Source organism: Vagococcus fessus (genome assembly GCF_003987565.1).
GTDB classification, from domain to species: Bacteria; Bacillota; Bacilli; order Lactobacillales; family Vagococcaceae; genus Vagococcus_D; species Vagococcus_D fessus.
The window spans coordinates 59,394-72,524 of the sequence record NZ_NGJY01000004.1 but is presented as its reverse complement, the minus strand read 5'-3'; the positions used below and the strand labels follow the sequence as shown (position 1 = coordinate 72,524).

The following is a 13,131-nucleotide window of genomic DNA, read 5'->3' as shown; positions in this document are numbered from 1 at the left end:
CCCTTCTTTCTTTCGTTATTCTTATTTAGTTGAACACATGAGCAAATACTTCTTTAGAACCTACTTCTTTTTTAACAAAACCTTGTGGTCCTTCAATCGAATTAATTTGAACTTCGACAGTTCCTGGTACATTAAATACTGAACCTGTCATCTGCGCGACATACTGTGTGTAGTTTAATATTTCAGTTTCATTGAAGTATTTTGTTTCAATCTTAATTACTGCTTTACTCAATACACCATCACGGTAATGAGCAACACCCGATACCCCACTGTTATTTGGGAAGAAGTCTTCCAGATTTGATTTGAACTCTTGGAATTTTGCATCAAAACCATCCTTGGTTGCAGCATTACCATCTTTAGAGCTCACGCCAAGTACAACATGCTCTTCGTCTACTTCTTTCCAATCAGAGAGCTCTGCGCCTTTCTCACTAACAGCAGATGCAAAATAACTGCCTCCAGCCACATTATATTGAGTTGCTTGTTTAAACAAACCTATCTTAATTGGAACATCGCCCACTTCTTTAATATCTCGCATTTTTTCAAGTAGTTTTTCAGCTGCTTCTTTTCCTGCTTTTTCAATATCTTCATCATCAATCTCTACAGGTTCCTCACCACTATAATCTACTTTATTTAAAGCTATCCCTAAGCTGATCCCTTTTAATTTCTTCGTCTTCTTATCCAAATAATCTTGTTCTATGACTTGTTGAAAAATATAAGGTTTTTTATCATCCTTAGAATTTAAACCTTTAGGATTTTCTTCAGATTTACGTTCAACTGCATTCAAGATATCTTCACGGGTTAAAAACTGGCCTTCTTGAAATAAATACCGATCAACATCAAATTCTTCTTTAGATAAATCTAATAATCCTTTATCTAGATTAGCAGAATTCTCATGACTATTAAGTAAATTTAGTGACAAACCTCTTACAGGACTAGTCTTATAGGTCCCATCTTCTAAGATAGCTTGATAATAATCCCCATCTAAGCGTCCTGTTGTCATAACAGCATTTTTTTCAGCTGCTTTTTGAGCTGGTGCTTTAGATGTTGTATTCAAATTACCACAACCGGTTAGTAATAAAACGGTTGCCAATGCCCCCACTACTATTTTTTTATTCATCACTACTAATACTCCCTTCAATCGCGTCTACCATCTGATTTTCATCCCAGACTGTTACACCTAAATCTAACGCTTTTTCTAATTTACTTCCAGCTTCTTCACCAGCAACTACTATATCTGTTTTTTTAGAAACACTTCCTGTAACTTTACCGCCTAATGCTTCTATCTTTTGTTTTGCTTCGGTCCGTTTAAAGTGTGTCAACGTTCCTGTTAATACGATTACTTTATCTTTGAAAGGCGATTCAACAGTCGTTAAGTCCTCACTTGTTATACCTGTATAACTTAGATTCAACCCTTGTTCTGCTAATTCATCTAATAATAGGTGAACTTCTTCATTGTCAAAATATGTCACGACACTATTTGCAATAATAGTACCTAGCGAATCGATTTTTTGGATATCTTCAACTTTAGCTTCTTTCAAATACATCATACCTTTAAAATGTTCAGCTAAAATTTGAGCAGCTTTTGCCCCAACATGACGGATGCCTAAGCCAAAAAGAAGCTTCTCTAATGAATTTTCTTTACTTGCTTCAATCGCTTTAAGTAATTTCTGAGCCGATTTTTCTTTTACCTTATCCAATGTTAACAATTGTTCTTCTGTTAACTTATACAAATCAGCCACGTCTTTAACTAAACCTTTGTCATAAAGTTGTTCCAGTACTCTAGGACCTAAGCCATCGATATTCATGGCTTGCCTTGAGACAAAGTGACTTAAGCCTTCTTTAATTTGTGCCGGACACATTGGATTAATACAACGTAAGGCTACTTCTTCATCCAAATGAACGAGTTCACTTGCACATACTGGACAGTGGGTTGGCGCCTCATATGGCTCGCTATTTTCTAATCGTTTGGATAGAACCACACGAGATACTTCAGGAATAATATCTCCCGCTTTATGAATCATAACGTGATCGCCTAGTCGAATATCACGTTGTTTTATCAAGTCAATATTATGAAGACTTGCTCTAGCAACCGTTGTACCCGCCAAACGAACCGGATTCATAACAGCTGTAGGTGTCACCACACCTGTTCGACCAAGTGTCCATTCAATATCCTTTACAACTGTCTCAGCTTCTTCTGCCGGGAACTTGTAAGCAATCGCCCATTTTGGCGCTTTGACTGTATACCCTATTTTCTCTTGGTCTTCGAAATTGTTCACTTTAATAACAATCCCGTCAATCTCATAGCCTAAAGATGGACGTTTTTCTTGAAACTCTTGAACATAGTCCCAAACCTCATCAATACTGTGACAAATTTTTCGTTCTTGATTTGTCGAAAAACCTAGTTCATCCAGTGCATCTAGAGCAGCTGATTGACTCGTCACGCCTAATTCTTTAGGTGTTGCTGAAGCATATAAGAAAGCACTTAGTTCACGCTCTTTAACTACTTTAGAATCTAATTGTCTTAGGCTACCTGCCGCAGCATTACGTGGATTAGCAAAAACTTCCTTGCCATCTAGTTCACGTTGTTCATTGAGTTTTATAAAAGAAGATTTAGGCATGTAACATTCGCCTCGTACTTCCATCGTTAAATCAGAGGCAAGTTCTTTCGGAAGCGACTGTACCATTTTCAGGTTACCAGTAATATCCTCTCCGATTTTACCATCTCCACGAGTTGCGCCTTGAACGAACTTACCGTTATCATACTTAACCGATATCGCAAGACCGTCAATTTTAAGTTCGCACATATATTCAATTGGGCCAGTAATTATTTTTTTATTACGTTCTTCAAAAGCTTTCAAGTCTTCTAAATTAAACGCATTCCCTAAACTTAGCATTGGATAATCATGTGTAATTTTAGTAAACCCAGTTGAGACTTCGCCGCCTACTCTCTGAGTAATAGAGTCAGGCGTTACCCATTCTGGATATTTTTCTTCTAATTGTACAAGTTCATGATACAACGCGTCATACTCATGATCTTCTGCTAAGGGTTGGTCTTTTTCATAATAAGCTTTTGCCAATTGTGATAAACGAGATTGAAGCTCGTTTATTCGGAGTTTATCTTGTTCTTTTTCCACGTAACCAGTCCTCCTGTTTTCTAAATCTTTTCAATTGGAGCAAACGCCGCTAATAATCGTTTAATCCCTTGACTAGGGAAGGCAATATCTAACTCGATATCTTTAGCTGAACCGCTAACTTTAACAACAGTTCCTGTTCCCCATTTTTTATGAGAGACTTTATCGCCTGATTTCCAAGCTGAAGACTCTGCACCTGACGCTACCTTAGCACTTACTTTTTTCTGAACCGGCTGTTGGTATGTTGGTTTAGCTGTCCCTGTTTGACCAAATCTAGGCGCTTGAGAACTACTTGTTGAGTAACTTGATTGTTGACGGTTCATCGTATTAACCGCACCTACTGATTCTAATAACTCTCCATCAATTTCTTCAATAAATCGTGACGGTCGGTTATATTGCGTGCGACCATATAGTGTTCGAGATTGGGCATTCGAAATAAACAACTTCTCTTCAGCACGTGTAATCCCAACATAAGCCAAACGGCGCTCTTCTTCTAATTCATTCTCTTCCATTAAGGCTCTAGAAAGTGGGAATACTCCCTCTTCCAACCCTAGTAAGAATACGACAGGAAACTCTAATCCTTTGGCAGCGTGAAGTGTCATCAACGTGACTTGTGATGTTTCTTCTTCTAATGAATCTAAATCAGAAACTAATGCTAAATCATTTAAAAATGACGTTAACTTATCACGTGGATCATCATCTTCTTCCACTGTTGCTTCGTACTCTCTATCAAAAGCTTGTGTCACAGATTTTAACTCTTCAATATTTTCTAAACGAGTCTGTGATTCAAGCGTATTCTCAACTTTCAAGGCTTGTTCGTAGCCACTACGTTTCAGGACTTCTTCAACTAATTCCGTCACAGTTAAGAATGGTATCATATCTTGCAAATCTTGAATCATCGCTCCAAAAGCCGCTAATTCTTTGCCTGCTTTACCACCAATATTAGCCAGTTCCACATTGATAGCAGCTTCTAACAATGACCAATCGTGTAAGTCTGCAAATCCTCTTAATTTTTCTAGAGAAGTCGCCCCAATTCCACGTTTTGGTTCATTTACAATACGCCCCATGCTCAGTGAATCGCTTGGATTCGCAATTAAATTTAAGTAAGCTAATACATCTTTAATTTCTTTACGGTCGTAGAATTTGTGCCCTCCCACCATTTTGTATGGAATATTTGCTTTTAATAACATTTCCTCCATAACACGAGACTGGGCATTCGTACGATAAAGAACAGCAAAATCACCAAATTTACGCTTATGTTCAGTCATTTCTTTTTGAATAATTGAAACAATATACTGTGTTTCGTCGCGTTCAGTTTCACCACGATAATACGTGATTTTATGACCTTCATTGTTGTCAGTCCATAATTTTTTAGCTTTTCTGCGACTATTATTTTTAATCACATGGTTAGCGGCTGTTAGAATATTTTTAGTTGAACGGTAATTTTGCTCTAACAGAACAACTTCAGCATCTGCATAATCTTTTTCAAAGTCTAAGATATTTTGCATATCAGCCCCACGCCAACCGTAAATACTTTGATCAGCATCCCCTACAACACATAAATTTCTAAAACGAGCAGCCAACATATTAACTAAAGTATACTGTGCATGGTTGGTATCTTGATACTCATCTACATGAATGTATTGAAATTTACGTTGGTAATATTCTAATGTTTCCGGTGATTCATTAAACAAACGAATCGTTAACATGATCAAATCATCAAAATCCATACATTGATTACGACGCAATTCTTTCTGATACATTTCGTAACAGTCAGCTACTATTTTCTCAATGTGACCACCTTGAAGGGCCGCATATTTCTCCGGTGTTTGTAATTCATTTTTCGCATTACTAATCGCACCTAAAATTGTACGTGGATTATAATTTTTAGGGTCCAGATTTTTCTCTTTCAAGATACGCTTCATTAACGTTTGCTGTTCAGAGCTATCTACTATCGTAAAGTTTTTACTGTACCCAATTAAATCAATATCACGACGAAGCATACGGACACACATTGAGTGAAATGTTGATACCCAAACATCTTCTCCGCCTTCTTCTAGTAAGCCACTGACACGCTCTTTCATCTCTTTTGCAGCTTTATTGGTAAAGGTTATCGCAAGGATATTCCAAGGATTAATATTCTTTTCTGTTATTAAATAAGCAATACGGTGAGTTAGGACTCGGGTCTTTCCACTACCGGCCCCTGCCATAATAAGTAAGGGTCCTTCTGTTTTTAGTACTGCTTGACTTTGCATAGGATTCATACCGTTTAGCAAACTATTTCGTGTTGTCATGCCTACTTCACCTCTTCACTAGTTGTTACGTTTTGCAGTAGTCAGTACGACCAAGAAACGTCTTTTTTCAATCTCTTCTATTATAGCAAATTTTCTGAAAAACTTCTTTAAAAAACTAGTAAAGACACAAAAAAAAGCAACCTTCTCCCTAAAGAGTAGGTTACTTTTATTAATTATGATTGGAATTAAATCTTAAAGTTTAGTAACGTCAGCTGCTTGAGGACCTCTGTCACCATCAACTACTGAAAATTCAACTTCTTGACCTTCTTCTAATGATTTGAATCCGTCGCCTTGGATAGCTGAGAAATGTACAAATACATCATCTTGTCCGTCGATTTCGATAAATCCAAACCCTTTTTCGTTGTTAAACCATTTCACTTTACCTTGTTCCATTGAATAGAACCTCCATTTATACTTTTCTTTGTATCAAGACATTCTTACAGCTACATTAGAAAAAAACAGTTGTTTTTGTTACTATAACTTTGTAAAAACCTCGATTACAAATTCATTATACTCCACAAAAATAATTAGTGCAAGCGCTTAATTAATCACTTTCTTTATTTTATACTAAATCAAACATTTTCTAACAAAGCCTGCATTTTTTATTAATTTTTCTTCTGACTCTCTCTTAGGAGAATTGGTTAGTAACATGACTATAGCTAATTTGACATCTTGTTCTGATCTTTCAAAATAATCACTTGCTGCATCATGACTACACCCTGTCGCTTCCATTATAATTTTCTTTGAGCGTTCAATTAATTTTAAATTAGTTGGTTTAACATCTACCATTAAGTTTTTATAAACTTTTCCAATCCCTATCATCGCTCCTGTTGAAATCATATTAAGAACTAGTTTTTGACTTGTACCTGCTTTTAAACGCGTTGAACCTGTCAAAATTTCTGGTCCCGCATCAATTTCTATTGCAATTTGAGCATGTTCAGAAGTAGCCGAGTTTTTATTGCAAGAAATAGAAGCTGTGCTTGCACCAATTTCATTAGCATAGTCTAACCCACCAATTACATACGGAGTGCGACCACTTGCCGCAATACCAATAACCATATCATTTGACGATAAATCAATATGCTTTAGATCCTCTTCTCCAAGTATTAAAGAATCCTCTGCACCTTCTATAGCAACGGTCATAGCTTCTTCACCACCTGCAATTAAGCCCTGAACCATTGTAGATTCAACACCAAAGGTTGGCACACACTCTGCAGCATCTAAAATCCCAAGACGTCCACTTGTTCCTGCTCCAATATAAATAAGTCGACCATCTTTATTAAAGGCCTGTATTGTTTTTTCAATAACTTCTGTAATTTTATCTATCTCCGATTCAATTGCTAACGGTACTTTTTTATCTTCTTCATTCATTATTTTTACAACATCTTTTATACTAAGCTGATCTAAATCCATTGTATTAGAATTTCTAGTTTCAGTTATTAACTTTTCTAATTCCATTCAATACTCTCCTTAATAATAATTTCATGATGTCACTAGTAAAAATAGTAATAGTTAAAGGCTATCAAACTAGTAGCTCGCTCCCTATTTCGATTTTTTACTAATCTTATTAATAATATCTCGTGATTTTTTTATATAGTCACTATTTTCTTCTAATCGGCGAGAGGCATAGGCAAAAAATATGATATCAACTATCATAAACTGAGCATGTAACGAACTTGTTGCGGCACTACGAATAACCGCTTCTTTAACTTTAACTGTTTGAACAGGAATATCCACACATTCTGTTAAACTATTTGTTCCGAACTGTGTTAGCCCAATCGTTTTTAAATTATTATCTTTAGCCACTTTAACCATATTCAACACTTCCACTGTTTCTCCAGAATTAGACACTACCCATAAAACCGATCCTTTAGGTGCCGTTAAAATAGAAGGGAGTAAGGTATGAAAATCATCATGAAATATAACTACTTTACCTATCCTTGACCATTTTTGCAAAATATTAGCGACCACCAATTGAGAAGCACCTACACCATATAAGTATATCACTGGAGCCTCACTTAATGTTTCAACAGCTTCTTCTACTTTTTGATGATTCAATTGCTCAACCGTGTCTATCATTGATTGATAGGCATTACCAAGTAATTTTTGTTTAATTTCTTCGATAGATTCATTTTCAGTAATATCTGAATATCCAATCATTCTGGGCGAGGTAATCTCAGAGGATAAATGGACTTTCATTTCAGTATAACTCGAGACATCTATACTTTTGCAAAAACGAATGACTGTTGCCGGACTTGATCCTGACATTTTTGCAAGCTCACTAGCCGTCATGCCAATTACTTGTTGTGGATTACTTTTAACAAATAATCCTATTTTTTTTTCAGATTTTGGTAAATCCTCTAAAACACTTTCTATTCTGCCTAAAATATTTAAGCCCATTTTATTCGCCCCTTCAATCACTCTCTTTTAATAATAGGTAATAGAACCCAAACTAACTGCTTTACCTGCTCCTGTTGCAGACGGAAGATTACCCGGTTGTTTATGATAGGTTTGATTTCCTAATACAGCCATAGCAACAGCTTCTTTTGCCTCTGAATTATTTCCTAATTCTTCTAAAGTGACAACGTTTACGTTAGGTAAAGCCCTTATCAAATAACTTAACAATGTTTTATTACGACTACCTCCACCAGCTATCACTAACTCTTTTTCTTCATCCCCCTGTAAAAACTCCTCCACACCTAAAATAATACTTTCAGCCGTATATGCTGTTAGAGTGGCTACCCAATCTTCAGGACACAATATATATCTAGATAATATCTCATCAACAAATTGGGATCCAAATACTTCTCTACCTGTCGTCTTAGGTATCAGTTCCTTGAAATATGGATGTAGTAATAGCATTGAAAGTATGCCATGATTTACTTTTCCTTTAGCAGCAATCTCTCCACCTTTATCATATTCTTTTCCATAAAATCGTCGCACGACTTCATCAATCATCATATTCCCTGGTCCGGTATCAAAAGCCACACATTTTTCATTAGGGCTGTCTTTAAGAAAAATACTTACGTTACCTATCCCACCTATATTTTGAAAAAGCATGGTTTTAGTTTTCTCTCGATACAATAAAGCTTCCGTCAAAGGTACAATGGGGGCTCCTTGACCTCCCACAGCAATATCTCTTGAACGAAAATCAGAAATAACTGTTATTCCCGTTTTTTCTGCCAAAACAGATGCATTCCCAAGTTGTAATGTCGAAGCGACATATTTTGAATCCTTAGGGGTTGGTAGATGATATAACGTCTGCCCGTGGGACGCGATAAATTCAATTTCAGTTACATCTTTATGGCTCAGCTGACAAAGTTTTATAACAGCCTTAGCAAAATAAGCGCCTAATTCAAAATCTAAGCTACAAATCCCTGATACTGTTGCTTTTTTATCTGTTAACTGAGTCATTATTTTAGATTTTAAATCTCTTGCAAAAGGATATGTCACAAACTCTATTAATTCAACCTTTGTTGTCTCATTTACACCTTCGATATTAACAAGTGCAACATCAACACCATCCATACTTGTACCTGACATCAAACCAATCACATACATAATATCCCCACTATCTATTCATTTTTATCCAACCGTTACAGGGAGGCTTCCTTCCAAATTTCTTAAACCTACAATACCTTCTAGAGCTAAAAGAATTGCCGTTGTCGAAAATTCATAAGTTGTCACATATGTTTCAATTTCTTTAGGCAAATAATTTAAATCATAAGGATTTCTTAATGCTACCACAACCAAATTAGGGTGCTTCTTTAGTTCTTTACATAAGCGAACTGCATGTTCTGATGTATCTTTTAGATTAATCGTACCAATAACGACCAAATCGAATTGATTTGATTTTTTTATTAGGCCTTCAAAATTCTCAGCAGTTAAAGTCTCTTCCGACCAACAATAGTTTGTATCTCTTAATTTAGAAGTAATAAATCGTTCTTTTTCATTTTCCTCTTCAATTCCTGTTAAGTTCAATATTTCAGGTAAAACCAACAAAGCTTTTTGATTAGCTTCACCGTCAAAAGGAAAATCAGTTGTCTTTTTTACAACCGTAATTCCCCGTGAAAACAGATTGGCCAATTCTTCACATGATAATTTTTTAGCTTCTTTTGAACTAGTTTTAAGAGCATATTTTTCTTTCAATTCTGATAGACGCCTTATTGATTTTTCAATAGATTGATTATCTAGTTCTCCTGACTCTACTGCTTCTACCACAGCATCTAGTGCCTCTATCTGGTCTTGATAAACATGAGAAACCATCGCCATATCAGCACCCGATTTTAAAGCCTCTACTGCACCTTTAGCTACACCATATTTATCAGCAATAGCTTTCATACCCAAGCTATCTGTTATAATAACGCCATTAAAACCTAATTCTTCACGTAGTAACTCTTGCATCACTCTCTTTGACAAACTAGCAGGTCTGTTATTCTCTTCAATAGATGGAAAATAAACATGAGCCGTCATAATTGTCTCAACACCTGCTTCAATCGCCTTTTCAAATGGGTATAGTTCTCTTTCTCTTAGCTGTTCAAGCGTTGTATTAATAACAGGTAAATCTAAGTGTGAATCAACCGAAGTATCACCATGACCAGGAAAATGTTTGGCTGTTGCGATAACCTTAGCAGCTTGGATTCCTTTAATAGCAGCCGAACCAAACAATGCCACTTGTTCTTTCGTTTCACCAAATGAACGTACTCCAATAACTGGATTTTTAGGGTTATTGTTGATATCTAATGTTGGTGCTAAATTCCAATTTATTCCCATTTCTTTTAACTCTAATGCACTGTAATAATAAGACGTTTCTGCATTATTTGGTTCTTTCGTTGCTCCTAAAAGCATGGCCCCTGGGAATTCTCTTACATCATTTGGCATTCGACTCACAACACCATTTTCTTGATCAATACTGATAAGTAAAGGTCTCTCGTAACCTGCTAACTTTGCTTCATTTTGTAAAGCTGCCGTTAATCCCATAACTTGAGATTTGGATGTTATATTCTGAGAAAATAATACGATGCTACCAACATGATAATCATGAATTAATGTTTTAATCTCATCCGTAACTATTTGACCTTCAAACCCTACGCTAAATAACTGACCTACACGTTTCTTTAATGCCTCTTTAGATTTCATTTCGACACCTCCCTCAGTTAATTTTTAAGAAAATCATCATAAATTGATTGTGATGAATTTTCGATTACTCTTGCATTAACTACTTTTTCATAAAACTTTTGAGGACCTATCCCACCAATAATGCCATATTCATAACCTTCATGATGCAGCGCCAATAAACTTTTCTGCAAAAGTAGTTTTCCAACACCTAGGCCTTGCACCTCGTCTAAAACTCGTGTTGGACCAAAAAAATTAAGAGCTGTTGCATTATAACAAGCATAACCTATCAAATCATTATCCTTAATAGCTATAAAGCAAGAAATTGGATGATTCGAGAAAGAAACTTCACATTCTGATGATGCATATTGTGAAGAATTACGTTCTACCCACTCCACAATTCTTTTTTTATCTGGAGCAATCGCTCGAATCACTTTGATATTGCTTTTTAAAAGCTCTTCTTCTAAAACCATATCCAACTTCACTTCACGTAAATTCACAAGCATATCTGTCATGATTATTCCTCCTCACTAATATAAATGAAAAGCCTCTTTTCTTTTTTTAAACGTCAAAGAATCTTGATGATTCTTTTCAATTATCATTTCGTAAGTATTTTCTTGATCTGTAAAAAGAGAACTTCCAGATAAGTAATCAATAAAAGGTTTACCTGTTGGACTATACGGTGGTACAAATTCAAACTCATTCGGATACATCTTTTTAATCATATCTAATAAAATAAGTCCTATTTTTAAAGGGGACACTTGATGGTAATCTGAAAAATGTAAATGAACACCCTCGCAATATTTCCCTTGATGTTTAGAAAAAGTAGGCGTGAAATATGCTTCCGTAAAATAAATTCCTTTTAATTTTAATACCTTTAAATTTGTAACAAGCTCAGAGGCCTTAATAAACGGAGCCCCAATCATTATAAAGGGGCATGTCGTTCCACGTCCTTCAGATATATTTGTCCCTTCAAATAAACATGTCCCTACATAACTAAAAGCTGTTTCAAAAGTTGGCAAACCTAAACTAGGCATCATCCATAAACGACTAGTCTCATTAAAAATAGAATTTCTATCCCAATTTTTACAAGGTACTATTGATAAATTGCAGTTGATCTGTTGTTCTTCATTTACCATTTTAGCTAGTTCCCCTATGGTTAAACCATAGCGGTTAGGTAAGGAGTAGGCTCCTACAAAACTTTTGAATTCCTCATCTAATAGGTTACCTTCAACAATTGCACCCCCTAAAGGATTAATTCTATCTAAAATTATTAGTTCTTTCCCATATTTTTGACAATCTTCTAACGCATAAATCATTGTCGAAATAAATGTATAATATCTGACACCAACATCCTGAATATCGTAAACTACAGCATCTACGCCTTCTAACAACTCTGGAGTGAATCGTTTAGAATCTTTACGGTAGAGACTATAAACTGGGATTCCAGTTTTCATGTCGATGTAATCTTCTACCATCTCACCGGCCCCTTGGTCTCCACGAATCCCATGCTCCGGTCCGTATAATGCTCTAACATCAAATCGCTCTGCTAATAAATCAACTGTTGAGTTAAAATCACTATCTACACTTGCACTAGAAGCAATAACACCTAATCGTTTCCCTTTAAAAAGTTCCTCGTAATAATCAAGTCGGTCAATTCCATTTAACACAGCCATATAGATCGCTCCTTTCAATACCACTATTCTTTAACTGAACCTAAAACTAAACCACTAATTAAAAATCGTTGCATTAAAGGATAAATTAATAAAATCGGAATCATGGAAACTAGTATTTTCGCTGCATCCAACGTTAATGAAGATACCGACGACATCGCAACCATTTCTTCTGCAGTTAATTGTTCTGTCCCTGTCCGACTAATAATTAACTGTTGTAAATATGTTTGTAATGGGATTTTAGCTTGATCATTAATGTAAATTAAACCATCAAAGAAATTATTCCAATGTCCTACTATCGTAAACAAAGTGATTGTTGCAATTGATGGCAAGGAAATTGGTAAAAAAATCTTAATCAGGACAGTTAACGGATTTGCTCCGTCAATGATAGCGGCTTCTTCTAATGAATCTGGTATTCCTCTAAAGAAGTTCATCATCAAAATGACATTGTAAGCCGATACAGCACCTGGCAAGATAAGCGCCCATAAAGTATTGATTAATTTTAATTTTGACACTATAAAATAAGTAGGAATAATCCCACCACTAAAGAGCATAGTAAACATCAAAATCCACATGTAAACATTTCGATACTTAAATTGTTTGGTCGTACGTGATAATGGAAAGGCCATCATAATAACGAGTAATAAATTTAAACCTCCTCCTAAAATTACTCTTTTGATAGAAACCATAAAAGCTGTCCAAAAACTTTTATCATTAATAATTTTGTTATACGAATTCGTCGTAAAATTCACAGGTAAGAAGGTTACATCCCCTTTACTTGCTGCTCCACTTGAACTAAATGAAATCGCTATTGTATGGATAATCGGAGCCAAAGATAAAAAGGCTGCTATAATTAATAACGCATAAATCACTCCGGTTATAATTCTTGAACTTAGTGTTTTTGATTGTACCATGCCA

At 35.6% G+C, this 13,131-nt stretch carries 11 protein-coding genes; all 11 read right to left on the bottom strand.

Features of this window, described 5'->3' with window-relative positions; genetic code table 11:
- Positions 1-25: 25 nt before the first annotated feature.
- Positions 26-1,117, bottom strand: a complete 1,092-nt coding sequence (locus CBF31_RS09520) for a CamS family sex pheromone protein (protein ID WP_245977956.1) — start codon at positions 1,115-1,117, stop codon at positions 26-28.
- Positions 1,110-3,134: an NAD-dependent DNA ligase LigA gene (gene ligA, locus CBF31_RS09515; protein WP_126832441.1), complete on the bottom strand. Its 2,025-nt coding sequence runs from the start codon at positions 3,132-3,134 to the stop codon at positions 1,110-1,112. Before ligA ends, CBF31_RS09520 begins: the two co-directional genes overlap by 8 nt.
- A 20-nt stretch (positions 3,135-3,154) precedes the next feature.
- Positions 3,155-5,425, bottom strand: a complete 2,271-nt coding sequence (pcrA, locus tag CBF31_RS09510) for a DNA helicase PcrA (RefSeq protein ID WP_126832439.1) — start codon at positions 5,423-5,425, stop codon at positions 3,155-3,157.
- Positions 5,426-5,617: 192 nt separating this feature from the next.
- On the bottom strand, positions 5,618-5,818 hold the full coding sequence (locus CBF31_RS09505; protein ID WP_126832437.1) for a cold-shock protein: 201 nt from the start codon (positions 5,816-5,818) through the stop codon (positions 5,618-5,620).
- Between the two features lie 174 nt (positions 5,819-5,992).
- On the bottom strand, positions 5,993-6,883 hold the full coding sequence (gene murQ, locus CBF31_RS09500; RefSeq protein ID WP_126832435.1) for an N-acetylmuramic acid 6-phosphate etherase: 891 nt from the start codon (positions 6,881-6,883) through the stop codon (positions 5,993-5,995).
- A gap of 84 nt (positions 6,884-6,967) precedes the next feature.
- Complete coding sequence (locus tag CBF31_RS09495; protein ID WP_126832433.1) at positions 6,968-7,825, bottom strand: MurR/RpiR family transcriptional regulator; 858 nt, start codon at positions 7,823-7,825, stop codon at positions 6,968-6,970.
- A 27-nt stretch (positions 7,826-7,852) separates the two neighbouring features.
- On the bottom strand, positions 7,853-8,986 hold the full coding sequence (anmK, locus tag CBF31_RS09490; protein WP_245977954.1) for an anhydro-N-acetylmuramic acid kinase AnmK: 1,134 nt from the start codon (positions 8,984-8,986) through the stop codon (positions 7,853-7,855).
- Positions 8,987-9,010: 24 nt separating this feature from the next.
- Positions 9,011-10,564, bottom strand: coding sequence for a beta-N-acetylhexosaminidase (gene nagZ, locus CBF31_RS09485; RefSeq protein WP_126832429.1), 1,554 nt, complete (start codon positions 10,562-10,564; stop codon positions 9,011-9,013).
- Between the two features lie 17 nt (positions 10,565-10,581).
- The gene (locus CBF31_RS09480; protein ID WP_126832427.1) at positions 10,582-11,055 is read right to left on the bottom strand and encodes a GNAT family N-acetyltransferase; all 474 of its coding nucleotides are present in this window, start codon (positions 11,053-11,055) and stop codon (positions 10,582-10,584) included.
- A 15-nt stretch (positions 11,056-11,070) separates the two neighbouring features.
- Positions 11,071-12,216 (bottom strand): exo-beta-N-acetylmuramidase NamZ family protein, encoded by a 1,146-nt coding sequence (locus CBF31_RS09475; protein ID WP_126832425.1) that lies wholly within the window; start codon positions 12,214-12,216, stop codon positions 11,071-11,073.
- Positions 12,217-12,239: 23 nt separating this feature from the next.
- Entirely contained in the window at positions 12,240-13,127 is an 888-nt protein-coding gene (locus CBF31_RS09470; protein WP_126832423.1) for a carbohydrate ABC transporter permease, read from the bottom strand.
- Between the last annotated feature and the right edge of the window lie 4 nt (positions 13,128-13,131).

Coding starts and splice junctions, on each gene's coding strand:
- CBF31_RS09520 (WP_245977956.1), bottom strand. CDS start 1,117: ATGAATAAAAAAATAGTAGTGGGGGCATTGGCAACCGTTTTATTACTA.
- pcrA (WP_126832439.1), bottom strand. CDS start 5,425: ATGACAACACGAAATAGTTTGCTAAACGGTATGAATCCTATGCAAAGT.
- CBF31_RS09505 (WP_126832437.1), bottom strand. CDS start 5,818: ATGGAACAAGGTAAAGTGAAATGGTTTAACAACGAAAAAGGGTTTGGA.
- murQ (WP_126832435.1), bottom strand. CDS start 6,883: ATGGAATTAGAAAAGTTAATAACTGAAACTAGAAATTCTAATACAATG.
- CBF31_RS09495 (WP_126832433.1), bottom strand. CDS start 7,825: ATGGGCTTAAATATTTTAGGCAGAATAGAAAGTGTTTTAGAGGATTTA.
- anmK (WP_245977954.1), bottom strand. CDS start 8,986: ATGTATGTGATTGGTTTGATGTCAGGTACAAGTATGGATGGTGTTGAT.
- nagZ (WP_126832429.1), bottom strand. CDS start 10,564: ATGAAATCTAAAGAGGCATTAAAGAAACGTGTAGGTCAGTTATTTAGC.
- CBF31_RS09480 (WP_126832427.1), bottom strand. CDS start 11,055: ATGACAGATATGCTTGTGAATTTACGTGAAGTGAAGTTGGATATGGTT.
- CBF31_RS09475 (WP_126832425.1), bottom strand. CDS start 12,216: ATGGCTGTGTTAAATGGAATTGACCGACTTGATTATTACGAGGAACTT.
- CBF31_RS09470 (WP_126832423.1), bottom strand. CDS start 13,127: ATGGTACAATCAAAAACACTAAGTTCAAGAATTATAACCGGAGTGATT.